This is a genomic window from Brenneria roseae subsp. americana, assembly GCF_003115815.1.
Lineage (GTDB): Bacteria > Pseudomonadota > Gammaproteobacteria > Enterobacterales > Enterobacteriaceae > Brenneria > Brenneria roseae.
On sequence record NZ_QDKJ01000005.1, the window covers coordinates 83,000 to 108,507 of the forward strand.

Sequence of the window (25,508 nt, forward strand, 5' to 3'; positions counted from 1 at the left end):
AAGCACCAGTGGCCGTAACCATGCGACTCTTTACGTTGCTATACATTCAGTTGTGCCGCGTTTCGCTTTATCTGACCGGCGAGGGTGAAAAATGCCGGAGGCGATTTTAACGTCAAAAAAGGGAGATGGATAACAACGCGCGATGAGCGGTGATAGTGGGGAGGTCGTCAAGACGCGGACGCTTTACTCTTCTATCCCATTATCACCGTTCTGATTCCGTAAACAGGTTTGTCGACCGTCTGGGGGGGAACCTACTGTTCCCCTTGGATCGGGCTGATTACTGGCCTGCTGTCGCGGATGCCGTTGTGGTATTGGCGAGCGGTGCGCCGCCATTGTCGTCAGAGACCGCCGGTGTGGTCGATACCAGCTGACCTAACGCCGCGTTCAGCGTTTGCAGGTCGCTTTCATTCAGCGTACCCAGGGCGTATTTAATGTTTAACTGATTGATCAGGTAGTCATAACGCGCGCTGGAAAGCTGTTGTTTGGCGTTATACAGCGTGGTGGTGGCGTCCAGCACATCAACAATCGTGCGGGTACCGACCTGATAGCCGGCTTCCATGGCATCCAGCGAGCTTTGTGCGGACACTTCTGCCTGTTTGTAAGCATTGATGCTGCTGATAGACGCCGAAATGTTGTTGAACGAAGAGCGCACCGTCTGAACCACGGTACGGTGGGCGCTTTCCAGCAGTTCGCTGGCGCTGACAAAGTTATGCTGGGCCTGTTTCACCTGAGAGTTGGTGGCGCCGCCGCTGTAAAGTGGCAATGTAAAGCTGATGCCAACTTTGTTTTGACCTATGTCACTGTCATTCGCTGCGTGACGGGCGTTATAGTCCGTATTACTCACGCTGGTAGACGCGGTCAGATCCAGCGTCGGCATATAGCCGGTTTGCGCCGAGCGGATTTGCTCACGAGCCAGATCCTGACTTAAACGGGCGGATAACAGGTTCAGGTTACGGTTTTCTGCTTCTTTTAGCAGATTGTTAACCACGCCTGGTTGCTGGGTGGAAAAACGTTCGATGTTAAGACCCGCCAACTGCGGGTAGAAATTTCCAGTTACCTGACGCAGGGATTCCAACGAGTTATCCAACGTATTTCGTGCCAGAACCTCATTGGCCAGCACGCTGTCATATTCTGCGCGGGCGTTTTGTACGTCGGTAATGGCGACCAGACCCACGTTGAAGCGCTGCGTGGTCTGATCCAACTGGCGGTAAATCGCCTGTTTCTGCGCGTTGATGTATGACAGAGAATCAATGGCGCGCAGAACATTAAAATAGACGGTCGCCGTGTTCAGCATCAGATTCTGCTGGGCGCTTTGATAGGTAACATCTTCAATACCGGCCTGTTTTTCCTGTAGCGTCAGCGCGCGCCATTTGGACATATCGAACAGGGTTTGTGTCAACTGCAATGACGCGCCTTTCACCTGGCTGTTCGTGCCGCTGTTGTCGCGGTAGCCGTTGTTATAGGTATAATCCGCGCCCAGCCCCAGCTGTGGCAGCAACGGGCTGCGCGCTTCATTGATTTTTTCAAACGCGGAATCGCGGACAGCGGCGGCACTGCGTAAATCAGGGTTGGTATTTTTGGCTTGCTGATAAACCTGTAGTAGATTTTCCGCCTGGCCCATGGCGCTAAAGCCGCCCAGGCTCAAACCGATAAGAAGAGGGAGCAATTTCTTCATTTGCATTCCTTGTTGTGCAGCAATGTCGCTATGGTTGCGCTATCTATAGACGAATAATTGTCGATTCTATCAGAATCTGCCAATAGGATAAGGTAGCTGAACGTGCCATCTTTCTGTGGACGCTGTCCGAATCGGCTGGTGTTATTGGCGATCCGGGCCTGAACGGTACGGAATTTTTCTGTTTTACAGGATAAACGCGATCGCACCAGAACACCCGTAATCATCAGTCCCCGTTGGAGCAAGGACTGAATGTACATAAATCTACCACAAACAAATCTATCAAAAACAAATCTATCCAAAACAACGATGAGTATAATGATAGGGATTTCCGCCATACAATACCGGATTTCATCAATACTCGTTACAGGAGTTTAGTCATGGGGTCTTCCGTATCCGGTCCGGTTACTTTCACGAAAGATGATGTAGAAATTATTGCACGTGAAACGCTATACGACGGTTTTTTTTCACTGGAGCGTTACCGTTTTCGTCACCGCCTGTTTAATGGTGAAATGAGTGGCGAAGTCAGCCGTGAGATTTTAGAACGTGGTCATGCGGTCGTCCTGTTACCTTATGATCCTGTAAGGGATGAAGTGGTATTGATCGAGCAGATTCGTATCGCGGCCTATGACACCAGCGTTTCCCCCTGGCTGTTTGAACTGGTGGCTGGCATGATTGAGCAGGGAGAAAGCCTGGAAGACGTTGCCCGGCGTGAAGCCCTTGAGGAAGCCGGATTAACGGTAGGACGCTGCCGCCCGATAATCAGCTATCTTGCCAGCCCGGGTGGCACCAGTGAGCGTCTGGCTGTTATGGTAGGCGAAGTGGATACCCGGACGGCGGCTGGCATTCACGGTCTGGCAGAAGAAAATGAAGACATTCGTGTGCATGTTGTCAGCCGCGAGCAGAGCTATCAATGGGTTGAACAAGGGATTATTGATAACGCAGCTTCTGTCATTGCCTTGCAATGGTTGGCGTTGCACCATGAGAAACTGAGAAAAGCGTGGGCGGATTGAATTTATGAAGCGTTATACCCCGGATTTCCCGGCAATGATGAGGCTATGCGAAACCAATTTTATGCAATTACGGCGTTTGCTGCCCCGTATTGACGAAGTCGGTGAAACGGCGGTTTATCACGTTAATAATGCGGCCTATCGCTTAACGATTCTTGAATCTACCCGCTATACCTCATTGGTCGAGATTAAGCAGACCGTACCGGCGGTAAGCTACTGGAGCCTGCCAATGATGACGGTCAGGCTGTATCATGACGCGCTGGTTGCGGAAGTGTGTGCCAGTCAGCAGATCTTCCGTTTCAAAGCACGTTATGATTATCCGAATAAGAAGTTACATCAACGTGACGAAAAGCATCAAATTAATCAGTTTCTTGCTGATTGGCTAAAATATTGTTTGGCGTATGGTTCGATGTCGATTCCGGTTTTTGATACCCAATAGATTGATGACGGGCTATCCTTGCCCGTCCACGGGAGCCAATTGTTAAAAACGCTCCCGGCGTTTTTTCAGGATGCACGGAGAGGCCGGGTAATGAAGCCAGCACATTTGCAACGTGAAAGATGACGGGTATAGACAGATTAAGTAACCAAGGACACCATTTGGAAAGCCTGTTGACACTTCCTGTGGCGAGTGGGGCCAGAATCAGGATTTTACAAATAACAGATACCCACCTTTTTGCCGGCGAGCATGAAACATTGCTTGGTATTAACACATATCGTAGTTACCACGCGGTACTGGATGCCATACAGGCTCAGCAGGAAGCGTTCGATCTGATCGTCGCGACAGGTGATTTGGCACAGGATCATTCGCTGGAAGCCTATCACCACTTTTCTCGCGGTATCCGGCAACTGGACGCACCTTGTGTGTGGTTGCCGGGCAATCATGATTTCCAGCCGGCAATGGTGGATGCGTTGGCTGAAGCGGATATCGCCCCCTCCAAACAGGTGTTAGTCGGCGATAAATGGCAGATCATCCTGCTCGATAGTCAGGTATTTGGCGTGCCGCACGGCGAACTGAGCGATTATCAGCTTGAATGGCTGGAGCGTTGCCTGAAAAACCAGCCTGAGCGCTTCACGCTGCTTTTATTGCACCATCATCCATCGCCTTCCGGCTGTACCTGGCTCGACCAGCACAGCTTGCGTAACGCGCACAGTCTGGCCGCGGTTCTGGCTCGCTACCCGCAGGTGAATACCATTTTGTGTGGACATATCCATCAGGAAATGGATCTCGACTGGCACGGCCGTCGCTTGCTGGCAACGCCGTCAACCTGCGTACAGTTCAAACCGCACTGCACGAATTTCACGATTGATGATGTCGCGCCGGGCTGGCGCTATCTGGATCTGATGCCTGACGGCCGTCTGGAGACGGAGGTGTTTCGTCTGTCGGGAAGTGAATTCCTGCCGGATATGGATTCGGATGGTTATTAATGCCAACCTTACTCTATCTTCACGGTTTTAACAGCACCCCCAATTCAGCGAAAGCAACCGCGCTGAAGAACTGGCTGGCAAGCCAGCATCCTGAAATCGACATGCTGATCCCGCAACTTCCGCCTTACCCGGCGGAAGCGGCCGAGATGATGGAGTCATTGGTGATGGCGCACGCCGGCCGGCCGCTTGGGATTGTTGGCTCCTCTCTCGGTGGTTATTATGCAACCTGGTTGTCCCAGTGTTTTACCATACCCGCTGTCGTGGTGAATCCGGCCGTCAGACCGTTTGAACTGCTGCTCGATCATCTGGGGGAATATCAGAACCCCTACACAGGTGAGCAATATGTGCTAGAGTCTCGGCACGTTTACGATCTGAAAGTGATGCAGGTTGAGCCGCTGGAATCGCCAGATTTGCTATGGCTGTTGCTTCAGACCGGGGATGAAGTTCTGGACTATCGTCAGGCGGTCGCCTATTACACGGCCTGTCGCCAAACAGTGGAGTCGGGGGGCAGTCACGCCTTTGTCGGATTTGAGCACTTTTTTGCGCCCATAGTGAATTTTCTGGGTCTTACGACAGACTGATCGCCGCTGATTTCATTTAAAACAATCCGTTTAAAAACAAGCATTTTAAATAAAGAACGCATTCAAACCATGACTCAATCAAGTTATAACGCTGATGCGATTGAAGTACTCAGCGGGCTGGAACCGGTGCGCCGTCGTCCGGGCATGTATACCGATACCACACGTCCTAATCATCTGGGGCAAGAAGTTATAGATAACAGCATCGATGAGGCATTGGCGGGACATGCACGCCGTATTGATGTGATTCTGCACGACGATCAGTCATTGGAAGTCATTGATGACGGTCGCGGCATGCCGGTGGATATCCACCCTGAAGAGGGCGTCCCGGCCGTTGAATTGATTCTGTGCCGGTTACATGCCGGCGGTAAGTTCTCCAATAAAAACTATCAGTTCTCCGGTGGCCTGCACGGCGTGGGGATTTCTGTGGTTAACGCCTTGTCATCGCGGGTGGAAGTGACGGTTCGACGTGACGGACAGGTCTACGATATGGCGTTTGAAAACGGCGACAAAGTGCAGGATCTCACCGTAACGGGCACCTGCGGCCGCCGTAATACCGGTACGCGGGTACATTTCTGGCCGGATGAGAAGTTTTTCGACAGCCCGCGCTTTTCGGTATCGCGGCTGACGCACTTACTGAAAGCCAAAGCGGTCTTGTGCCCCGGCGTCGAAATCGTTTTCAAAGACAAGGTCAACAACACCGAACAGCGCTGGTGTTATCAGGATGGTCTGAACGATTACCTGTGTGAAGCGGTGAACGGCCTGATTACCCTGCCGGAAAAACCGTTTCTGGGTTCCATCACCGGGGATACCGAGGCGGTGGACTGGGCGCTGCTGTGGCTGCCGGAAGGCGGCGATCTGCTGACCGAAAGCTATGTTAACCTGATCCCCACCCCGATGGGCGGGACACACGTTAACGGCCTGCGCCAGGGGCTGCTGGACGCCATGCGCGAGTTCTGTGAATTCCGCAATATTCTGCCGCGCGGCGTGAAGCTGAGCGCGGACGATATCTGGGAACGCTGCGCTTATGTGCTGTCGGTAAAAATGCAGGAGCCGCAGTTTGCCGGACAGACCAAAGAGCGCCTGTCTTCGCGCCAGTGCGCCGCGTTTGTTTCCGGCGTGGTGAAAGATGCTTTCAGCCTGTGGCTGAATCAGAACGTACAAGCCGCGGAGCAACTGGCTGAACTGGCTATCTCCAGCGCGCAACGTCGTATGCGCGCAGCCAAGAAGGTGGTGCGTAAAAAACTGACCAGTGGCCCGGCGTTGCCCGGTAAGCTGGCAGACTGCACCTCGCAGGATTTGAATCGCACGGAATTGTTTCTGGTGGAAGGCGATTCCGCGGGGGGATCGGCGAAACAGGCGCGGGAACGTGAGTTTCAGGCGATCATGCCGCTTAAGGGTAAGATCCTGAATACCTGGGAGGTTTCTTCTGATGAAGTGCTCGCTTCCCAGGAAGTGCATGATATCTCCGTGGCGATCGGCATCGATCCGGACAGTGACGATCTCAGCCAGCTTCGTTACGGCAAAATCTGCATTCTGGCGGATGCGGATTCTGATGGTTTGCACATCGCCACGCTGCTGTGCGCCCTGTTTGTCCGTCATTTTCGGGCGCTGGTCCGCGGCGGACATGTTTATGTTGCGATGCCGCCGTTATACCGCATCGATCTGGGGAAAGAAGTTTACTACGCTCTGGATGAAGAAGAAAAAGCGGGCGTACTGGAGCAGCTCAAGCGTAAAAAGGGCAAGCCTAACGTGCAGCGTTTCAAAGGATTGGGTGAAATGAACCCGTTGCAGCTACGTGAAACCACGCTTGATCCGAATACCCGTCGTTTGGTGCAGTTAACCATTAATGACGCTGATATCGATCAGACCATGTCGATGATGGATATGCTGCTGGCGAAAAAACGTTCCGAAGATCGGCGTAACTGGTTGCAAGAGAAGGGCGACAGAGCGGAAATCGAAGTATAACGCTTGGGTATGCGCTTATGAAAGTCACGCTTGAGGAATTGCAGGCTTTTGTCGTGGTGGTCGACACGGGATCGATTACCGCGGCGGCAGAGCAACTGGGTCAGACGACGTCCGGTATCAGCCGGGCGTTGCGGCGTCTGGAAGGTAAACTGGGAACGACGCTGTTGCACCGTACCACGCGACGTTTGTCTCTGTCAGAAGAAGGCGTGATGTTTCTTGAGCATGCGCGAGCCGTGATCCATGCGGTGGAACATGCGGAAGAGCAGGTGCTATTGCGGCACGATCGGCCCGGCGGGCGGTTACGGGTCAATGCAGCCTCTGCGTTTATGCAACATGTCATTGTCCCCCTCGTTCCCGAATTCCGCCGCCGCTACCCGAAGATCATTCTTGAACTGAACACCGACGATTTTATTATCGATCTGCTGGAACAGCACACGGATATCGCGATCCGCATCGGCACGCTAAAAGATTCCAGCATCCATGCCCGCGCGTTGGGGTCGAGCCGCTTGCGCGTGGTTGCCAGCCCGGATTATCTGCGGCGTCATGGGACACCTGCGAATGTTGAGGCGCTGGCGACACATGTCTGTCTGGGATTTACCCAGGTGGAGTCGCTGAATCACTGGCCGTTGCGCTATGGGCTACAGGATTTTTACCCGATTACTCCCGCACTGGCGGCTTCAAACGGTGAGACGTTGCGCCAACTGGCGCTGCGCGGGGAAGGGATTGTCCGCATGTCTGATTTTCTGATTCGGGATGATCTGGCGACGGGCCGTCTGGTTCAGATTCTCAAAGAGGAAACGGTAAATGTCAGTTTGCCCGTCCACGCGGTGTATTACCGCAACACCCAACTGGCGGTGCGTATTACCTGTTTTCTGGATTATCTGAGCGAGAAACTGTCGGAGCAGCCGCTGTGAGCGTTGCCCACAGCGGCGTATTCCCTCAGGCAAAAAGTTTGCCCAGATGCTGACGGTAACGCGCGGTATACGCGGGGATATCCGGTGATTTTATCACGTCATTACAAATGAAGGTCGGCAGCGGGGATAGCCCGATGAACTGATTGGCCTTATGAAACGGCAGATAAACCCCGTCCACGCCGACGCCATGGAAGAATTGATCGGGATCCTCGAAAGCTTCCAACGGGGCGTTCCAGGTCAGGGAAAGCATGTATTTCCTGCCTTGCAACAGGCCGCCAGAGCCGTATTTTTTACTGCTGTCGGCACGGCTGCGGCCATCGCTGGCATAGAGTAAGCCGTGACCTGCGGTAAACACTTCATCAATATATTTCTTCAATATCCATGGCGTGTCCATCCACCAGCCAGGCATCTGATAAATGATGGTATCCGCCCACAGGTAATTCTGGATTTCCTGTTCAATATCGTAGCCGTTATCCACGGTGGTCACGCGCACATCATGACCTTTTTCACGCAGAAAATCGGCGGCGATGTTGGTAAGAGTATTGTTCAGTTCACCTTTGGAGTGAGCAAATGATTTGCCTGCATTAATCAGCAAAATTTTCTGCATAGGTATGATCCCGAATTAGGTTATTGAAAGATGAGTTAGGCCTAGTCTATTAGGTCTGATTGATAAGAAAAATGTGCGGGAGCGCACAACACCATTGACTAAAATACAATAATGCGGGATTAGGTAAACACGTTATTGCCGTCATTTGGGATGGATGGGAAGGGGCGTATCACGGGTCGTGAATATAGGGTAAGAGGATAACCTGCTCTCTTACCCCTGGTTGTATTTGGCGATGCATCAGCATCGCCTTGTTTGACGTGAGATCGCGTTTTATGTGAATCAGAAATCCACATTCACGCCCAGTTGGAAGGTCCGGCCCGGCGCGACAGCCAATTGCTGATCGTTCAGGTCCTGATTGGTGGAATTTTCCAGATTGCGGCTACTCAGGTAATCCCAGTATTTACGATCGGTAATGTTGTAGATGCCGCCGCTCAGCTTGACGTTTTTGGCGACACGGTAATAAGCGGTCAGGTCAACGACACCGTAGCCGGGCACCCGCATATATTCGGTGGTGGATTCGGTGAGATCGCTGCCGCTGTTGTTATAGCTATTACGCGTATCGGTGGACGTGGCCTGTTTGCCCTTGTTAAAGGTTGCGGTCAGCGCCGCGCCGTAGAGCTTGCTGGGATCGTCATAGGCAATGCCAACGATGGCTTTCATCGGCGCTACACTTTCCAGGTCAACATATTTGTCCCCTGAATAGCTGGATTTAGATGCCCCTTCCGCATAGCCGAACGCCAGTCGGGTACTGAAGCCGTTCGCCTGCTCGAACCAGGTGCCAAGATTGAATTTGGCGCTGATTTCACCGCCGTAGATGTAAGCCTTATCACGGTTTTCCGCCTGATAGATCGTGGTGAACTGGCTTGGTACGTTGGTGAATTTTTCCGGGTTGCCGGTACGGGTATAACGGGTATAGGCAATAAAATTCTTATAGTCGTTATAGAAAGTGGCCGCACTCAGCGTAATGCCTTCCACCACCTGGCCCTTCAGTCCCAGCTCGTAGTTATTGCTGGTTTCCGTCTCCAGATCCGGGCTGCTGACGATGGCGTATCTACGGTAAGCCGTGGTGGTACCGACGTTCCAGGCGCCATACAATTGGCCAGCGTTCGGGAACTGGGCGCCGCGCTTGTACTGGATATAAGCGATCAGGTCAGGTTTGATGTCATACAGGAAGCTCAGCGACGGCAGGATTTGAGTATCGCTATTGGAACTGTACATGCTGTTGACTTCATCGGAGTCAGCCACGCTGCTGGCATCAAGCAGATTGGACAGATTTTCAGGCTTGGACTTCTGATACGCCGCACGTACCCCCGGTACTATAGAGAAGTCGTGACCGCCCAGATCCCAGGTGATCGTATCCTGCGCGAACGCGCCCAGCGTGAGTTGGCTGCTGTCCGCCTGCGGACGGGAAATCTGGTTGCCTACCGACCCTTCCTGCGTGAACGGGCGCTTGGTATTGGCCTGACGTGCATTCAGGCCGAAGCTGAAGCGGTGGTTATTCCACTCTTTGCTGGCGCGGCTTTCAACACCGAAAGTGTCGGTATCGTAGTCAGAATAGACCAGCTGCATTGGATAACCGGAAGAATAGGCATCGGGCATATAGGTGTTGTCGTGGGCCTGTGTCTTCTGATAGAAGATTTTGCTGTCCACCACGTCGAAAAATGAGTTGTTTTCCGGCGTCCAGCGATCCGCCAGGCTGGCTCCCCAGCGTCGGGTCTGGCTGCTCTGCTGGGCGGTGCCGATAATCGAACTGCCGGAACTGTTCCAGGTGTCGTAGTGGGTGTGGTTGGTTTTATGATAATAGTCCAGTGTGGCGGTCAACTGATGAGTATCCGTTGCCTGCCAGATGCCGGACGCCAGTATTGCGTTGGAGTGCCAGTTGGCCGGGTAGGCATCAATGGTGCCGCTGTTGTTTTCGGTTTCCTGCCCGTCGCGGCGGCTGACCACGATTACGCCGCGCAGGTAGTCATCACCGGCGGCGGCGGTGATGCCGTTGTGCCAGCTGCGGTTGGAGGAATCATAGTCGCTCTGGTAGCCGAAGTAGCTGGTTTTGTCTGCGGAGAGGTAGTCATCGGCAGATTTGGGACGGAATGAAACTGAGCCGCCCAGCGCGTTGTTACTATTGGTCACGGAAGTGGCGCCGGACTCGATGCCCACGGAACCATACATATAGGGGTCGATATAGTCGCGGCCAATGCCGTAAGTACCCAGGTTGGCGCGTCCCGTATCACTGGCGAGGGAGCGGTCGGTCGCGGTAGGCAGTTCCACGCCATCTACATCAACGGAGACGCGGTTGGCTTCCATACCGCGCACGTTATAGCCGGTATAACCACCGCGGTCGAAACCGCTCTTGCCGGTGCCGGAACCACCGGCAGCGCCAGTGGCGCTGATCAGCGGCTGATAGCGCATGATGGTGCCGAAATCGTTGCCGCCCTCTTTCTGCATATCGCTGGCGGTGATGGTGGTCTTGGTTCCTGCCTCTTTCTCCACTTTGGGAGAATAAACCGTCATTACGTCGCCTGTTGGCTCTGATTCGCTGGCTGAATTAGTCTGTGGGGTTGTCTGGCTATCGGCGGCGGCACTGTTTAACGCGATGCCCGTTAATATACCGGTGAGAAGAATTTTATTTAAATTCTTATTAGTTAACATAGTGATACTCTTTGCTATGGGCTGTCCGACCAGCGATGTCGGTAGACGCGCTGGCAATCAATGGCGGTGGCAGAAAAACAAGCTATAACATTATAAAAAACAAGGTAATGATAACTATTATCATATGATAAGCATTATCATTAACCGTTGCAATAATGATGAATGATTCTTAATAAAACGTTTTAGGCGGGTAATCGGTGGTTGGTGCGGAGGCAGAGATAAAATAAAACAGGCTCCTTTTACGGAGCCTGTCGGTAAACAGATTGTCTTAATATAAGCTGGCTGTGCCGATAAAGCCGAACAACACCGGGTTATAAACGGGTTCAGCCAGCGATGGTGAATTTACACCTGCTCGAAGTGGTATTTGTTGCTGGTTTTAACTCCCCACAAACCGGCGAATACGCTGACAATAGCGCCAATCAGCAGGGCAAAGAATGACCAAAACGCTGCCTGCGCGGCGGCGGAAGCGGCAGCAGCAGCCTGTTCGCGGGCTTTTTGCTTCAGTTCGGCATATTGCTGTTTGGCTTGTTCAATACGGGCTTCGGCGTCATTCAACCGCTGATTGACCAACTGTGCCGTTTTATTCTTGGCTTCAATCAGGTTATCGACGGTTTGATTCACTTCTTCCTGCGACAAGGAAGTATGGTCTGATAACGCTTTGGTTACGCTATCACGATCGACGTCCTGCGCTAATGCTTCCCCGCGTTTTTTCAGCTTTTCGACCAGACTCTGTATAACGTCATCGCTGTTATCCGGGTTGAGCGCAATGGCTTTTATCGCTGCGCCAATTTCCGTTTTCGCCTCTTCCAACTGTTTTTTCATATAGTCTGGATGCAATGACTCAATATCGCTGTTGCGTAATGCCTGCGCCACCTCGTTGGTCATCTGTTCTGGTTGCAGCGTGGTATCCAGATCAAGCTGCTCAAACGCCTTGCTGCCCAGACTGGCGATGCCTTGCAATCCTCCTCCAACGGCGGAGCCCGCGCCGGAAATGGCGTTACCCGTTAATGATGCTACCGAGCCGAGCGCGTGACCGGTGGCTTTCAACGCGCCGCCAAGCAGCATGCTGCCTAAAACGGCGGCAACAATCAGCGACGTCGCCCAGACAAGAAAGCCATGAATCAAGCCATCAACCGCCGCCAACCGCCCGGCAACAAACGCTCCCGCAGCCAGACTGACAATGATGGATAAGGCAGACCAGATCAGGACGGTGGTTCCCACTCCGTCAACTGGCTCGTCAGACAATGGATCGACAATCGAAAAGCCCAGACCGGTGCCGAGCGTAGAGAGGAGTAATGAAACGGCTAACACGGTTACAACACCGCCAATGATGCTACCCCATGATATTTTTTTCGCTACATGTAATTCGTTCGAAATACCCATACCAACCCCTTTTTTTAAGCAATCAAAGCCTCATAGTTCAAGGCAAAATCATTAAGCAAGCTGAAGTATAGTCGCGATTGAAAAAACAAGGTGATTGGTAAACAATCAAACGGCCTGTGAAAGATAAAATTAATATAATTCAATTTGTTAAAATAAATAAAAATAACATATTCAGTGATGATTACTGTTTTTTTTAGCGGGAACGGTATAAATATACCAATAAAACAATTAGTATGATTAATATAAGACAATCGGTATTTCTGATGAAAACGGACTATCGCAGTGGAATGAAGAATCAAGTGATGGTAAAGGGGGGCCATCAACCGTTCAGGGAGCCTTAGCTCCCTGAACGGTTATCCGGCGATGGGATCAATACAGGCTGGCTTTTCCCGTCGAACCGAATAGCGCCATTTTATAGCGGATGACTTCTTTTGCCGCGTTGATGGGCTCCGGGTAGATCACGTTGGGATCCCACCAGGTTTCACGGCTGAGGATTTCACGCGCTTTTTTAAAATAGGCGTATTTCATATCGCTGGAGATGTTGATTTTGCCCACGCCGAGCGTCACGGCTTCGGCAATTTCGGCGTCCGGGTTCGCTGAGCCGCCGTGCAATACCAGCGGGATAGACAGCCGCTGCGAGATATCCCGCAGAATGTGCATTTGCAGCTCTGGCTTCAGGTCTTTCGGGTAGATGCCGTGCGCGGTGCCGATCGCGACCGCCAGCGTATCAACGCCCGTGCGGTTGACGAAATCCTCCGCCTGTTCAGGATCGGTATAAATAACTTTACTGACGCCGCCTTCTACCGTGGTGCCGGTATCGCCAATGGTGCCGAGTTCACCCTCAACGGAAACGCCGACGGCGTGCGCCAGTTTAACCACTTCGGCGGTCAGTGCCACGTTCTCTTCGTAAGGCAGGAGCGAACCGTCAATCATGACGGAGGTGAACCCGCATTGGATCGCGCGCTGGACGTGTGCAATGGAAGCGCCGTGGTCGAGGTGAATGACAAAGGGCACCGGGCTGCGCAGGGTTCTTTCCCGGACATAGGCAAAGAACGTATCGGTAACGAATTCCAGCTCGCTGGGATGAATGGAAATAATAGCGGGCGTATGGGTTGATTCAGCCTCTTCCACCACGGCACGAATAAAGCAGCTATCGGCGACGTTAAATGCGCCAATGGCAAAGTGGTGTTCGCGGGTGGGTTTCAGCATTTCGTGCATGGAAATCAACATGTTTTGTCTCCCTGATAGTGGACGATAGGTAAAGCTTTCCCGCATCAGTGAGGACTCACTGATGTGTCTGACATCAAACGGTTGCAGTGAAACGGGCTACGGTCGGGCGTTAGGCTTTATCGGCGGCGCCGGACCAACTGAGATAGTCGCAAACCACTTCCCGGCAGGCGGATTCCATCATGGCCAGCAAATCAGCCAGCTCAGCCTCGGGATGCGGTTGCAACGCCTGCTGTAGCGTCGTTTTCCCTGCTTCAAAGATCGCCGCGCCGACATTGATTTTCGCCACGCCGTGGCGGCTGACCCGGCGGATATCATCGGCCCTGGTGCCGCTGCCGCCGTGCAACGCCAGCGGAATCGGCGATTCCCGATGCAGAGCGTCGAGGCGATCAAAATCAATCTGTGGTGTTACGCCGGGAGGATAAATCCCGTGGGCGGTGCCTACCGAAACGGCGAGCAGATCGATGCCGGTCTGACGAATAAAGGGCATGACATCTTCCACCTGCGTCATCTTGACGGCGGCATCATCAAGGTCATAAGCCGGGGCGTCGGCGATGTGTCCCAGCTCTCCTTCCACACAGACGCCGGCGGTGGCGGCCATTTGCACCACCTGCCGGGTCTGACGGATGTTCTCTTCCAGCGGATGGCTGGAAGCATCGATCATCAGGCCGGTAAAACCGGCGCGAAACGACTGGCCTATCAGATCGAACGCCTTACCATGATCCAGACTCAGCGCGACCGGAACGGCAGCCCGCTGCGCCAGCGCGCTGACCAACGGCACGGCAAGGTGTGGCGGGAAATGCCGGCAGTGCCCTTGGTAGACATTGAGGATCAGCGGCGCCTGCTGCTGTTCGGCGGCGGCAATAGCCGCTCGCGCGGTCTCAAGGTTGAAACAGTTGATGGCGAGTACGGCATACTGCCGTTGATACGCATCATCAATGAGGGCTTTCATTGGGGCATACATAGCGGCTCCTGTTTATTCGAGGGTGAATTTAATATCTTCATCACGGACGGTGCGATCGTCGATATCATCAAACTCTTCATCTGCCTGAGTAACGCGTTTCTTGAGCAGCGATAGCATCACGCCGCAAATAACCGTACCGATCCCCAATGCCAGACAGAACATCAGCGGTTTGGTAAACAGCGGGACCACGAACATACCGCCGTGCGGCACCGGCGCTTCCACGCCCCAGACCATGATCAGCCCGCCGGCAATAGCCGAAGCGACGACACAGCTGGCGACGACCCTGATCAGATCGCGGGCGGCTATCGGGATTACGCCTTCGGTAATCATGCAGATGCCCATGGGAAATGCGGCTTTCAGCGCCTCTTTTTCCGCCCGGGTGTATTTGTAACGGGTCAGCAGGAAGGAGAGCGTGATGCCGAAGGGGGGAATGATGGAGCCGACAAATTTGACGGCTTCCGGGCCGTAAATGCCGTCTACCAGCATGCCGTCGGCGAACAGCGACATGGTTTTGTTCACCGGACCGCCGAAGTCGAACGTCGCCATGGCGCCCAGAATCGCCCCCATCAGAAATTTCGAGCCGCCCTGCATGGATTCAAGCAGATGAATCAGCGCCTGCTGTAGCCAGACGATAGGCTGACCGATAAACGTCATCATCAGTAATCCCGCGATAATAGTACTGAGCAGCGGCAGGATCATGATGGGCATCAGACCCTGCATGGAGACGGGAAGTTTGATAGAGCGACGCAGCAGCAGCACGATGTAGCCGACCAGAAAGCCGCCAAGGATACCGCCAATAAAGCCGGTCTGAATCTGGCCGCAGATAAAGCCCACGATCAGGCCGGGCGCGAAACCAGGACGGTCGGCAATCGAGTAGGCAATCGCCGCGCTGATCAACGGGACAATCAGTCCCATCCCCCAGCCGCCGATCTGGTTCAGCATCCACGCGATGCTGCCCGTTTTTTCCGCCACGTTGGGGCCGCCAATCACCTGACCAAGCGCGATACAGATACCGGCGGCGACAATCAGCGGGATCATCCAGGAAATACCGGTAAGGAGATGGCGTTTTATTTCCTGTCCAACTGTATTTTTTCTGGTGTTCATAGTAGTTACCCCGAAAAATGGTTATTCAGGCACGTGCTAAAGAACCCGCGACTTTTTCCAGAAACTTGACCGGAGATTTAATGACAATTTCCGTTTTTACCCGGACGATAGGTTTACCTTTAAATCGTTCTTCTCCCTTTATTTTGATATCGACGGCCAGAATAACGACATCGGCTGCGGCTATTTCATCGGCAGTTAATTCATTTTCGGTACCGATGGTGCCCTGGGTTTCTACTCGGATCGCGTAATTTAAGGCCTGGGCTCCTTTAATGAGTTTCTCTCGTGCGATATAGGTATGCGCAATGCCCGCCGTACAGGCGGCAACACAAACAATATTCATTTTGAGCCTCGTTTTATGTCGGATTTACAGGGGCTGTTTCTGCATACTGACTAAACAGTCGGATAATTTTATGGGGATCGGACTCGTCTAACAGTTGAGCAATCACCTCATCGTCGGCCAGTGCGCTGGCCACCTGAGACAGCAGGCGAATATGTGTCGTGTTCTGATCTTCCAGACGCACGGCAAAAAGAATGATGCAGCGGACTTTACTGCCATCCAGCGTTTCCCAGGGAATATCCTGACGCGTGCGGCCAATGGCGAGCGAGGTCTGTTTTACGGCTGAGGATTTTCCATGCGGGATCGCAATATGGTTTTCAAAACCGGTGGAGCCTTCGGCCTCGCGCAACCACACATCGTGAATAAAATCCTGTTTGTTGGTGATGGCGCCATCAGCATATAACAGATCGGCTAGTTCATTAATCGCCTCATCTTTATTGGTTGCGGACATGGTTAATTTCACGCGGTTGGCATTGAGTATTTTATTGATATCCATTAATCACACCTCATCGATAAATTTAAGGAAATTAATGATCGGCCGCGGAACATTGAGGTTCGGCCTGATGCAATTTATTGGCGATAACTTTTTCGGTAACCCGCTTAATGTCATCGTCATTAAAAAAGGCGGACACATAAACAATGGGTATCTGCTGCTCTTCCAGATGAATGGTGGAAATAATCAGCTCGATATTTTCCTGCTGACAAAAAGTCAGCATATTGCTGGCCGAGACCACGCCAACGATAATCCAGTCGGGAAAGGCTCTCAGAATACGGCTCTTCAACAGGTGCGATGTGCCAACACCGCTGGAACAGACCACCAGAATGCGCTTATGGGCGATTTGTCGTTCCAGCGCGGCCTGAAAATGAATGGTCAGATAGCCGACTTCATCCTCGGCTATCGTTTTTAATTGAAATTGCTGACAGACTTCATCCATCGCCTGACGGGTAATCTGATAAATATCCTGAAATTCATTTTTGATATCTTCTAATAAAGGATTCCGAATATGAATCTGATATTTTAATCGGTTGAGTAATGGCTTGATGTGAATAAGCAATCCTTCATGCAGGAGTTTATCCGCGCGTAAGTCCATATTGATTAAATCGGAAAATACCTGAACGATCGCCCGGGTGATCTGGCGTGATTCTCCATTGGAAAATTGATAGTGAAGAGCCTGATTATCCGCACGTTCCTCCATCACAATGCCGGAGGAAATGATATATTGATAAATAAACCAGACTTCATCAGAAGGTAAACGGTTATCGACACGTTGTTCTATTCTGGCGACCATATTTTTCGCAATGGAAAATACCCGGTTATCCACCTGCTGATGAATCGCCTCTTCATTCATCATTAACGCTTTTCCCTGCGCGATGCGGTGCATCATAATTAAAGTGTGGGTGAAAATATTAATGTAATAGGGTTCGCCGAGCGGATAGGAAAGCTGCTGTTCCATCTCCTGTAGCAGCGATTGCACAAAAGCGACGTCCTCTGCACCGAAATAATTTATCAGCGCTTTATAGCTGCCGGGATCGAGACGGGAATGGGTAAGGAGGCCGGGTTCTTTGTGATGCATGACATCATTGATTAACGAGGCCATGGCCTGCCGCACGCTGCTCTCACTGCCTTCAATATGCGTGCCGCTCTGGCTGCGTACCAGGGACAATCCCAGTGGGTGCAGCCAGTTTTCGATGATCTTGAGATCGTTAACAATGGAGGCGCTGCTGATAAAATAGCGTTCCGACAGTTTACTGATCGATGTTTCATGGGGGGTATCGCTCAGCAACTGTGAGGCGATTTTGACACGGCGAGAATTGTTAATCAGTGCGTCGGTATCGCCATCATCCACCACAATTTGCTGTTCCAGCAAGGTTAAATGTCGATCGTCGTCAGCGGTTAACATTATTCCCGCGCCGACCTTTTTGTCTGGATAGATATTCCAGACAGAAAGGAAGGCTTCAACAAACTGCATATCGCGGTAAACGGTCTTTTCTGACACATCCAGATAATGCGCAATATTTTTAACCGTTACATGCTCCTGATGCTGTAGCAGATATTTTAATAATCGGTTCTGTCGGGAGGTAAGTGGCTGCATCATATTACCCTTGTGTTGAGTGTTAGATTCTCTGATGCTTATATTTCAATTGTTTTTTTTAACTTATTTCCTATGCTGTTCTTTCGGGATGTTATTTCAGGTGGTTCTGTAATGATTAATCTAGTCGTGATAATAAATCACGACAATACTAAATGGTGTCCGCTGGATGGGACAAAATTAAAACATTATTTTTAACATCCATTAATTGAGATCGCGATCACATTACGTGCTAAAATAAATAACTGTGATCTTATCTGCATATTAATTATTTTTTTCATAATGGCGGGGAAATAAATGTATTGGCATGATTGAACGAATGCCTGACGTGCTTTCCACCGTTTGTCCCCCTGTTCTCTGTGACAGAGCATCACCAGATAAGGTACTATTCTCGCCAAACATACCGCCGTATGGCGTGTCGGAAAGCGTTATAATCGCGCCGCGATGTGAGGAAAGTGAGATAAATGAGTGAGATGACTCATGACGGCGCAGAAAGCCTTGCGCTGCATACGTTTACTGAAAATGCGTATCTGAACTATTCCATGTACGTCATCATGGACCGGGCATTGCCGTTCATTGGCGATGGTCTGAAACCCGTGCAGCGGCGTATCGTGTACGCCATGTCGGAGCTGGGGCTGAATGCCAGCGCCAAATTCAAAAAATCCGCGCGTACCGTTGGCGACGTGCTGGGTAAATACCATCCGCACGGCGACAGCGCCTGCTATGAAGCGATGGTATTAATGGCGCAGCCGTTCTCCTACCGCTATACGCTGGTGGATGGGCAGGGTAACTGGGGCGCGCCGGATGATCCGAAGTCATTTGCCGCCATGCGTTATACCGAGTCGCGGCTGTCCAGATATGCGGAAGTGCTGCTTGGGGAGCTGGGGCAGGGGACGGTCGATTATGTCCCGAACTTTGACGGCACGATGCAGGAGCCGAAGATGCTGCCTGCGCGCCTGCCCAATATCCTGCTGAACGGTACGACGGGTATTGCGGTCGGTATGGCGACAGACATTCCGCCACACAATATCCGTGAAGTGGCCGCCGCCGCGGTGGCGCTGATCGATAAACCGAACTCTTCGCTGGAAGATCTGTTGCAGTACGTTCAGGGGCCGGATTTCCCTACCGAAGCGGAAATCATCACGCCGCGTGAGGAAGTGCGCAAGATTTACCAGAATGGACGCGGCTCGGTTCGCATGCGCGCCATCTGGAAGAAAGAAGATGGCGAGGTGGTGATCACGGCTCTGCCTCACCAGGTTTCGGGCGCCAAGGTGCTGGAGCAGATAGCCAGTCAGATGCGCGCCAAGAAACTGCCGATGATTGAAGATTTGCGCGATGAATCCGATCACGAAAACCCGACTCGTCTGGTGCTGGTGCCACGCTCTAACCGTATCGATTTCGATCTGGTGATGAACCACCTGTTCGCGACCACCGATCTGGAAAAAAGCTACCGCATCAATATGAACATGATCGGTCTGGATGGGCGTCCCGGCGTGAAGGGACTGGTCGAAATCCTGAGCGAATGGCTGGTATTCCGTCGCGATACCGTGCGCCGTCGGCTGAATTATCGATTGGAAAAAGTGCTCAAGCGCCTGCATATCCTCGAAGGTTTGCTGGTGGCGTTCCTGAATATTGATGAAGTGATTCACATCATCCGTACGGAGGACGAACCCAAGCCGGTCCTGATGCGGCAGTTCAGCCTGAGTGAAACGCAGGCTGAAGCGATACTGGAGTTGAAATTACGTCATTTGGCCAAACTGGAAGAGATGAAAATCCGGGGTGAGCAGGATGATCTGGCGAAAGAGCGCGATCAGCTTCAGGCGCTGCTGGCGTCAGAACGTAAGCTCAGCAACCTGCTGAAGAAAGAAATCCAGGCGGATGCGCAGGCCTATGGCGATGAACGTCGTTCACCGCTACAGGAACGCGGTGAAGCGAAAGCCATGAGCGAACATGATTTCGTGCCTTCTGAACCCGTGACGATTGTGTTGTCGGAAATGGGTTGGGTGCGCAGCGCCAAAGGGCACGATATCGATCCTGCCGGACTGAGTTATAAAGCGGGCGATAGCTTCCGGGCCGCCGCCAAAGGGAAAACCAACCAGCCGGTGGTGTTTATCGATTCGACCGGGCGCAGTTATGCTTTGGATCCCCTCACGTTGCCTTCTGCGCGGGGTCAGGGCGAGCCGTTGACGGGCAAATTGACGCCGCCGCCGGGCGCGACGATTGAGCAGGTGCTGATGGCGGCAGACGACCAGCCGCTGTTGATGGCGTCGGATGCCGGATATGGATTTGTCTGCACCTTTAACGATCTGGTCGCGCGCAACCGTGCGGGTAAAGCGATTATTACCCTGCCGGATAAGGCGAAAACGCTTACGCCGATTGAAATCAACGGCGATGACAACCTGTTGATGGCAATTACCGCTGCTGGCAGGATGTTGCTATTCCCCGTCTCTGACTTACCTCAGTTGTCGAAAGGCAAAGGCAACAAGATCGTGTCGATTTCGTCCGCGGATTTTGCCAGCGGCAAGGATCGTCTGTCCTGGCTGTTGCTGCTGCCTCCGCAGGCGTCGGTCACGCTGTATTTCGGCAAGCGCAAGCTGGTGCTGCGCCCCAATGAACTACAGAAATACCAGTCTGAACGGGGTCGTAAAGGCACGTTGTTGCGCGGTCTGCAACGCATCGATCGCATTGATGTGGATGCGCCGAAGCAAGCCGGCGATGGCGGTAGTGAAGAATAAATAATCAACGCCGGGGCGATACGATGTGTAGGGTATCCTCGTCCCGGCATGCCTGATCCCTTCGGACATTATCTGATTACCGGAACGCCAATCCGCTGCAAAAGGAATCACCGTGTTTTTTATAGCGAAATCGCTATACTAGCGGCGGCTGTTGGCTAATGAGGTTGCTATGTTATTCGTTCTTCGTTTTATTGTGGTGATCGTATTTTCGCTTCTGATCTGCATTTTTGGCTCCATTTACTGCCTGTTCAGCCCAAAAAACCCAGGTCATGTGTCGACATTTGGTCGCCTTTTCGGTCGCTTGTCAGTGGTGTTTGGCCTGAAGGTTGAATTACGTATACCGGAAGAGGCAGCGCATTACGGCAACTGTATCTATATCGCCAACCACCAGAATAATTACGATATGGTTACTGCGTCGAATGCCGTGCAACCGCGTACGGTGACCGTCGGGAAAAAGAGTCTGTTGTGGATTCCCTTTTTTGGGCCACTTTACTGGCTGGCGGGCAACCTGCTGATTGATAGAGAAAATCGTACCAAAGCGCATGGCACCATCGCTCAGGTGGTGAAACATATCAAAGAACGCAACATTTCTATCTGGATGTTCCCGGAAGGGACGCGTAGTCGCGGGCGTGGTCTATTACCGTTTAAAACCGGCGCGTTTCATGCGGCGCTCAGTGCGGAAGTGCCGATTGTACCGATTTGTGTTTCGACGACCAGCAACAAAGTGAAGCTGAATCGCTGGAATAACGGCCACGTTATCGTGGAAATGCTGCCGCCAGTCGATACCCGTTCCTATACCAAAGATCAGGTTCGTGAACTGGCCGCCCATTGCCACGACCTGATGGCCGCCAAGCTGGCACAGCTGGATGCGGAAGTGGCGGCACGCGACGCGGCGGAAAAAAAATAATCCTTACTCAGGCCAAATAGTTATTTCTTCCGGATAAGTTACCGGAAGTTAAACTTTGCAGACGGTTTAACAGATTTACGGAGTCATTATGTCGCTCAGCCGGCGTCAGTTTATTCAGGCATCGGGTCTTGCGCTGTGTGCGGGTATGACGCCATTGACGGCGAACGCAAATGGCATTCCCGGCGCATTACCGATCCCGCCATTGCTGGAGTCGCGCCGGGGGCAACCTTTGTTTCTGACGATGCAGCGCGCGCACTGGGCCTTTGTCGGCGATCGCAAAACCTCGGTTTGGGGGATCAACGGCCGGTATTTAGGGCCAACGGTGCGGGTGTTTGACGGGGATGACGTCAAGCTGATTTACAGCAATCGGCTAAATGAACCCGTGGCGATGACGATTGGTGGATTACAGGTTTCCGGGTCGCTGATGGGCGGCGCTGCACGTATTATTTCGCCGGGTATGGACTGGTCGCCCGTTCTGCCGATCCGCCAGCCCTCCGCGACCTGCTGGTATCACGCCAATACGCCGAACCGTATGGCTCCACATATTTATAACGGGTTGGCGGGGCTGTGGCTGGTTGAAGACAGTATCAGCAAATCGCTTCCGCTGCCCAATCATTACGGTGTTGATGATTTTCCGCTGATTATTCAGGACAAGCGTCTGGATAATTTTGGGGTGCCGATCTACAACCCGCCAGCAAACGGTGGATTCGTGGGCGATACGTTACTGGTGAATGGCGTCCAGAATCCGTTTGTGGAAGTTTCCCGCGGCTGGGTTCGTTTGAGATTGTTGAATGCATCGAATGCCCGCCGCTATGTGATGCGTCTGAGCGATGGACGTTCGCTGCACGTTATCGCCAGCGATCAAGGGCTGCTGCCCGCGCCGATGGCGGTGAATCAGATCTCGCTTGCGCCTGGCGAACGGCGGGAGATCCTGATTGATATGTCTCAGGGCGGTGAGGTGACGTTGACGGCGGGTGAATCCGCCGGGATCATGGATCGCCTGCGCGGCCTGTTTGAACCTTCCAGCATTCTGATTTCAACTCAGGTTTTAACGCTCAAACCGACGGGATTACTGCCGTTGGTGACGGACAATCTGCCGATGCGCCTGCTGGCGGATAATATCATTGAAGGCAGCATCAGCCGCACGCGTGAGTTTCGTCTGGGCGATAGCCTGCCGGGTATTAACGGCGCCATGTGGGATATGACCCGAATGGATGTGCAAACGCAGTTTGGGCGTTGCGAACGCTGGGTGATCCATGCCGATACGCCACAGTCATTCCATATACAGGGCGTGAAGTTCCTGGTGCGTAGCGTGAACGGCGGGGCTGTTCCGATCGAGGACAGCGGCTGGAAAGATACCGTCTGGGTTGATAATGACGTCGAACTGTTGGTTTATTTTACGCAGTCCTCATCACAGGCATTCCCGTTCCTGTATTACAGCCAGACGCTGGAAATGGCTGACCGGGGCTCCGCAGGGCAACTGATCGTCCAGCCGGCCGCCTGATTATGGCAGCCGGGAGTCAGGAAAGTATCGGCGCAATGTTTCCCAGTCGGGCGCACCCGCCGCGCCTTTACTGGCAACCACGCAGGCGGCAACCCGATTAGCCAGATCGACGGCATCAGGCAGCGGCCAGCCTGCCGACAGCCCGGCCAGCAGACCTCCGCTGTGCGCATCGCCAGCGCCGATGGTATCCACGACATTGACCGCATAGGCCGCTATGGTCGTCGGGGCGCCGTCTGGCGGGCAAATCCAGGCGCCTTCCTTATCCAGCCGACAGATCAGCGTCAACCCGCTGCGCTGCGCATAGCGCAAAGCTTGCGAAACCGGATCGCCTTCCCCGCATAGCTGTTTCGTCTCGTCACGGTTTAAGGTCAGTATGGTGTCAGTACCAGACAGGGCGGTAATAAATTCCGGTGGGATGAACGGCAGACGCGGCCCAAAATCCACCAGTTTTTTCTGCGGCTGCGCCAGTGTCCATTCGCGTAGCGCCTTTCCCCCCTCGCCAAACAGCTCGTAGCCGTTCACATAAACCCAGGCATTTTCCGGCGGCGTCAGCTGTTGCAGCAGTTCCCGGCTGCAATGCGCTTCGCATCCGGTGATACCGATGAACGTCCGCTCGCCATTGGGTTCCGTCATGGCGATGCACCAGCCATTGTCCATTTCCGTATTGCGTAACAGCACGGGCAGATTCAGCGCCGTCATGGCGGCTTCGACGGCCTTTCCCCAGGGACCATTGCCGACAGGCATGCCGTTGATGGTGGGGACATTGAGGCGAAACAGCACGCGAGCCACGTTGAAGGCGCAGCCACCAATCTGCTGACCCAGATCTTTGCCTTCGATATCCTCCCCGCTGACGGGAAGGCGCGGCAACGCCAGCAGCATATCGCCGCAGGCGCCGCCAATAACCACAATCGGGCGTTCAGGTATAAAGGTTGTCATATCTGTTTCGCTTGCGGGTTGACCAGCAGATAGAGCCAATAGGCGACCAGGCTAACGCCGAAAGAGACAAACAGACCCAGGCTGGAATTGGCAAAAATACCGATTGCCAGCGGCCCGTCGATGAAGCCGGTTTTAGTGACCATCAGGCCGGAAATGGCACCCAACAGCCAGCAAATCAGCGGTACCCAGCGTACACCAAGGTTTTTGCCATTCAGTCCAAATACGGCGTCGTTGTTGTAACCGTGATGCTGGCGGAGCCAGAGATAGTCGAGGATAAATACCGCAGACCACGGACCAAGAAACAGGCCGCAGAAAATCAGGAAGGAGATAAACGGCGTCAGGAAATCACCGGAAATAAACAGCACATAGATGGCGACGCCGACTACCAGCACCGCGTCAAAAGCAACGGCGACGGACTGGCGTACTTTTACACCCACGGTCAGCAGGTTAAGGCTGGCAGAATAGAGGCTGAGCACGGCAATCGTCACAATCCCCGCCGTTGCGGTTAGCAGATAAGGTACTGACATCCAGGTAGGCAGTATGCTGCCGATCAGGGCGATCGGGTTGGCGGAACTGGTGAGGTCAGGCAGCTGTGACGACAGCAGGATGCCGGCCAGCATCAACAGGACCAGCGGTAATGCCGCTCCACCGACCACCGCTGAAAATACGCTGCGGCGGCTGGAGGACGGGCTCTGGTAGCGGCTGTAGTCTGCACCCGCGATAGTCCAGCCTACGCCGGTTCCCGCTGCAATGACGGAAACCGCGGGTAGAAAACCCGTTAGCCAGTTGCCTGACGGCAACGACAACACGGCATGCCACGACGTATTGAACAGAATATAGATGACCACCACAAGCGTCATCGTACCGAAAATACGGGTGATCCAGCTTTGCAAAAAGATCAGCGTGTTTTGCCCCAGAATACTGACGGCGATGGTCAGACCGCCGAACAGAACCAGACAAACGGCTGTCAGCGTGGTGTTGGCGCTGAAGCCCGTTGCTTCAAACAGTGCGGAGAGCGTCAGCGTTCCGGTGATGAGATTCACGGCTTCCCAACCCATCAGGGTAAACCAGCTTAGCGCGGTGGGGGCAATGTTGCCTTTAAAACCGAAAATAGTCCGGGAGAGTGTCAGGGTCGCCGTTCGTCCGGTTTGTCCGGCAAATGAGGTATAACCAACCAGCGCAAAGCTGGCGACGCCGACGATGGCCGCAAGAATGGACTGAATAAAAGAGAGACCGAACGACACAATAATCGCGCCGTAAACAATACCGAGAATCCCGATATTAGCCGCACACCAGATCCAGAATAACTCCAGCGGTTTGCCCGTGCGCTCGGATTCCGGCACCAGATCAATACCGGTATTTTCTACTTTCCAGGTTTTGTTTTGTGATAGCGCGCCGTCCGATGCGGTGTCTTTATCTGGTGAAGGTCTGTCTTTCTGCTGTGTTTCACCCATGCCGGCGTGCTCCTTTTTAACTCAGGTACACAATGAATGGCGGC

General features: G+C 53.0%; 22 protein-coding genes. 9 read left to right on the forward strand and 13 right to left on the reverse strand.

Annotation, left to right across the window (positions count from 1 at the left end; translation table 11 throughout):
- Window positions 1-277: 277 nt before the first annotated feature.
- Together tolC and B4923_RS07850 are read right to left on the reverse strand one after the other, a co-directional pair.
- The gene (tolC, locus tag B4923_RS07845; protein WP_109053798.1) at window positions 278-1,675 is read right to left on the reverse strand and encodes an outer membrane channel protein TolC; all 1,398 of its coding nucleotides are present in this window, start codon (window positions 1,673-1,675) and stop codon (window positions 278-280) included.
- Window positions 1,672-1,932, reverse strand: coding sequence for a hypothetical protein (locus B4923_RS07850; protein WP_146187252.1), 261 nt, complete (start codon window positions 1,930-1,932; stop codon window positions 1,672-1,674). The genes tolC and B4923_RS07850 overlap by 4 nt, the downstream gene beginning before the upstream one ends.
- 120 nt (window positions 1,933-2,052) lie before the next feature.
- Here B4923_RS07850 and nudF point away from each other — a divergent pair, with 120 nt between their 5' ends.
- The 6 genes from nudF to B4923_RS07880 all read left to right on the forward strand — a co-directional run bounded on the left by nudF (window position 2,053) and on the right by B4923_RS07880 (window position 7,567).
- A complete protein-coding gene (gene nudF, locus B4923_RS07855) occupies window positions 2,053-2,685 on the forward strand; it encodes an ADP-ribose diphosphatase (RefSeq protein WP_109053800.1) in 633 nt (210 codons plus the stop codon).
- Between the two features lie 4 nt (window positions 2,686-2,689).
- Window positions 2,690-3,121, forward strand: coding sequence for a DUF1249 family protein (locus B4923_RS07860; RefSeq protein ID WP_109053801.1), 432 nt, complete (start codon window positions 2,690-2,692; stop codon window positions 3,119-3,121).
- 158 nt (window positions 3,122-3,279) lie between these two features.
- Window positions 3,280-4,107 carry a 3',5'-cyclic-AMP phosphodiesterase gene (gene cpdA / locus B4923_RS07865; protein ID WP_109053802.1) on the forward strand — a complete coding sequence of 276 codons (828 nt, stop codon included), beginning with the start codon at window positions 3,280-3,282 and terminating at the stop codon, window positions 4,105-4,107.
- Entirely contained in the window at window positions 4,107-4,688 is a 582-nt protein-coding gene (gene yqiA / locus B4923_RS07870; RefSeq protein ID WP_109053803.1) for an esterase YqiA, read from the forward strand. Before cpdA ends, yqiA begins: the two co-directional genes overlap by 1 nt.
- A 69-nt stretch (window positions 4,689-4,757) precedes the next feature.
- Window positions 4,758-6,653, forward strand: coding sequence for a DNA topoisomerase IV subunit B (gene parE, locus B4923_RS07875; RefSeq protein WP_109053804.1), 1,896 nt, complete (start codon window positions 4,758-4,760; stop codon window positions 6,651-6,653).
- A gap of 17 nt (window positions 6,654-6,670) precedes the next feature.
- Window positions 6,671-7,567 (forward strand): LysR family transcriptional regulator, encoded by an 897-nt coding sequence (locus tag B4923_RS07880; protein ID WP_109053805.1) that lies wholly within the window; start codon window positions 6,671-6,673, stop codon window positions 7,565-7,567.
- A gap of 25 nt (window positions 7,568-7,592) precedes the next feature.
- On the opposite strand, the gene B4923_RS07885 is transcribed toward B4923_RS07880, so the two are convergent.
- The 9 genes from B4923_RS07885 to B4923_RS07925 form a co-directional block, all read right to left on the reverse strand.
- Complete coding sequence (locus B4923_RS07885) at window positions 7,593-8,174, reverse strand: NAD(P)H-dependent oxidoreductase (protein WP_109053806.1); 582 nt, start codon at window positions 8,172-8,174, stop codon at window positions 7,593-7,595.
- 279 nt (window positions 8,175-8,453) lie between these two features.
- Window positions 8,454-10,823 carry a TonB-dependent receptor domain-containing protein gene (locus B4923_RS07890; protein WP_109053807.1) on the reverse strand — a complete coding sequence of 790 codons (2,370 nt, stop codon included), beginning with the start codon at window positions 10,821-10,823 and terminating at the stop codon, window positions 8,454-8,456.
- 342 nt (window positions 10,824-11,165) lie between these two features.
- Window positions 11,166-12,206 carry a CAP-Gly protein gene (locus B4923_RS07895; RefSeq protein ID WP_109053808.1) on the reverse strand — a complete coding sequence of 347 codons (1,041 nt, stop codon included), beginning with the start codon at window positions 12,204-12,206 and terminating at the stop codon, window positions 11,166-11,168.
- A 369-nt stretch (window positions 12,207-12,575) separates the two neighbouring features.
- On the reverse strand, window positions 12,576-13,436 hold the full coding sequence (locus B4923_RS07900) for a ketose-bisphosphate aldolase (protein WP_109053809.1): 861 nt from the start codon (window positions 13,434-13,436) through the stop codon (window positions 12,576-12,578).
- Window positions 13,437-13,545: 109 nt separating this feature from the next.
- Window positions 13,546-14,397 carry a class II fructose-bisphosphate aldolase gene (locus B4923_RS07905; protein ID WP_109053810.1) on the reverse strand — a complete coding sequence of 284 codons (852 nt, stop codon included), beginning with the start codon at window positions 14,395-14,397 and terminating at the stop codon, window positions 13,546-13,548.
- A gap of 12 nt (window positions 14,398-14,409) precedes the next feature.
- The gene (locus B4923_RS07910; RefSeq protein ID WP_109053811.1) at window positions 14,410-15,501 is read right to left on the reverse strand and encodes a PTS fructose transporter subunit IIC; all 1,092 of its coding nucleotides are present in this window, start codon (window positions 15,499-15,501) and stop codon (window positions 14,410-14,412) included.
- A gap of 25 nt (window positions 15,502-15,526) precedes the next feature.
- Window positions 15,527-15,841, reverse strand: coding sequence for a PTS fructose transporter subunit IIB (locus tag B4923_RS07915; protein ID WP_109053812.1), 315 nt, complete (start codon window positions 15,839-15,841; stop codon window positions 15,527-15,529).
- Window positions 15,842-15,854: 13 nt separating this feature from the next.
- Window positions 15,855-16,334, reverse strand: coding sequence for a PTS sugar transporter subunit IIA (locus tag B4923_RS07920; protein WP_109053813.1), 480 nt, complete (start codon window positions 16,332-16,334; stop codon window positions 15,855-15,857).
- Window positions 16,335-16,365: 31 nt separating this feature from the next.
- The gene (locus B4923_RS07925) at window positions 16,366-17,934 is read right to left on the reverse strand and encodes a BglG family transcription antiterminator (RefSeq protein ID WP_109053814.1); all 1,569 of its coding nucleotides are present in this window, start codon (window positions 17,932-17,934) and stop codon (window positions 16,366-16,368) included.
- Window positions 17,935-18,392: 458 nt separating this feature from the next.
- On the opposite strand from B4923_RS07925, the gene parC reads away from it, so the two are divergent.
- The 3 genes from parC to ftsP all read left to right on the forward strand — a co-directional run bounded on the left by parC (window position 18,393) and on the right by ftsP (window position 23,074).
- The gene (parC, locus tag B4923_RS07930; RefSeq protein WP_109053815.1) at window positions 18,393-20,663 is read left to right on the forward strand and encodes a DNA topoisomerase IV subunit A; all 2,271 of its coding nucleotides are present in this window, start codon (window positions 18,393-18,395) and stop codon (window positions 20,661-20,663) included.
- A gap of 169 nt (window positions 20,664-20,832) precedes the next feature.
- Window positions 20,833-21,570, forward strand: coding sequence for a 1-acylglycerol-3-phosphate O-acyltransferase (locus B4923_RS07935; RefSeq protein ID WP_109053816.1), 738 nt, complete (start codon window positions 20,833-20,835; stop codon window positions 21,568-21,570).
- Window positions 21,571-21,658: 88 nt separating this feature from the next.
- The gene (ftsP, locus tag B4923_RS07940; protein WP_109053817.1) at window positions 21,659-23,074 is read left to right on the forward strand and encodes a cell division protein FtsP; all 1,416 of its coding nucleotides are present in this window, start codon (window positions 21,659-21,661) and stop codon (window positions 23,072-23,074) included.
- Here ftsP and B4923_RS07945 read toward each other — a convergent pair whose 3' ends face one another.
- Together B4923_RS07945 and B4923_RS07950 are read right to left on the reverse strand one after the other, a co-directional pair.
- Window positions 23,075-24,010: a PfkB family carbohydrate kinase gene (locus tag B4923_RS07945; RefSeq protein WP_109053818.1), complete on the reverse strand. Its 936-nt coding sequence runs from the start codon at window positions 24,008-24,010 to the stop codon at window positions 23,075-23,077.
- Window positions 24,007-25,464, reverse strand: coding sequence for a purine-cytosine permease family protein (locus B4923_RS07950; RefSeq protein ID WP_109053819.1), 1,458 nt, complete (start codon window positions 25,462-25,464; stop codon window positions 24,007-24,009). The genes B4923_RS07945 and B4923_RS07950 overlap by 4 nt, the downstream gene beginning before the upstream one ends.
- Window positions 25,465-25,508 lie beyond the last annotated feature (44 nt).

Coding starts and splice junctions, on each gene's coding strand:
- tolC (WP_109053798.1), bottom strand. CDS start 1,675: ATGAAGAAATTGCTCCCTCTTCTTATCGGTTTGAGCCTGGGCGGCTTT.
- B4923_RS07850 (WP_146187252.1), bottom strand. CDS start 1,932: ATGTACATTCAGTCCTTGCTCCAACGGGGACTGATGATTACGGGTGTT.
- nudF (WP_109053800.1), top strand. CDS start 2,053: ATGGGGTCTTCCGTATCCGGTCCGGTTACTTTCACGAAAGATGATGTA.
- B4923_RS07860 (WP_109053801.1), top strand. CDS start 2,690: ATGAAGCGTTATACCCCGGATTTCCCGGCAATGATGAGGCTATGCGAA.
- yqiA (WP_109053803.1), top strand. CDS start 4,107: ATGCCAACCTTACTCTATCTTCACGGTTTTAACAGCACCCCCAATTCA.
- parE (WP_109053804.1), top strand. CDS start 4,758: ATGACTCAATCAAGTTATAACGCTGATGCGATTGAAGTACTCAGCGGG.
- B4923_RS07880 (WP_109053805.1), top strand. CDS start 6,671: ATGAAAGTCACGCTTGAGGAATTGCAGGCTTTTGTCGTGGTGGTCGAC.
- B4923_RS07885 (WP_109053806.1), bottom strand. CDS start 8,174: ATGCAGAAAATTTTGCTGATTAATGCAGGCAAATCATTTGCTCACTCC.
- B4923_RS07890 (WP_109053807.1), bottom strand. CDS start 10,823: ATGTTAACTAATAAGAATTTAAATAAAATTCTTCTCACCGGTATATTA.
- B4923_RS07895 (WP_109053808.1), bottom strand. CDS start 12,206: ATGGGTATTTCGAACGAATTACATGTAGCGAAAAAAATATCATGGGGT.
- B4923_RS07900 (WP_109053809.1), bottom strand. CDS start 13,436: ATGTTGATTTCCATGCACGAAATGCTGAAACCCACCCGCGAACACCAC.
- B4923_RS07905 (WP_109053810.1), bottom strand. CDS start 14,397: ATGTATGCCCCAATGAAAGCCCTCATTGATGATGCGTATCAACGGCAG.
- B4923_RS07910 (WP_109053811.1), bottom strand. CDS start 15,501: ATGAACACCAGAAAAAATACAGTTGGACAGGAAATAAAACGCCATCTC.
- B4923_RS07915 (WP_109053812.1), bottom strand. CDS start 15,841: ATGAATATTGTTTGTGTTGCCGCCTGTACGGCGGGCATTGCGCATACC.
- B4923_RS07920 (WP_109053813.1), bottom strand. CDS start 16,334: ATGGATATCAATAAAATACTCAATGCCAACCGCGTGAAATTAACCATG.
- B4923_RS07925 (WP_109053814.1), bottom strand. CDS start 17,934: ATGATGCAGCCACTTACCTCCCGACAGAACCGATTATTAAAATATCTG.
- parC (WP_109053815.1), top strand. CDS start 18,393: ATGAGTGAGATGACTCATGACGGCGCAGAAAGCCTTGCGCTGCATACG.
- B4923_RS07935 (WP_109053816.1), top strand. CDS start 20,833: ATGTTATTCGTTCTTCGTTTTATTGTGGTGATCGTATTTTCGCTTCTG.
- ftsP (WP_109053817.1), top strand. CDS start 21,659: ATGTCGCTCAGCCGGCGTCAGTTTATTCAGGCATCGGGTCTTGCGCTG.
- B4923_RS07945 (WP_109053818.1), bottom strand. CDS start 24,010: ATGACAACCTTTATACCTGAACGCCCGATTGTGGTTATTGGCGGCGCC.
- B4923_RS07950 (WP_109053819.1), bottom strand. CDS start 25,464: ATGGGTGAAACACAGCAGAAAGACAGACCTTCACCAGATAAAGACACC.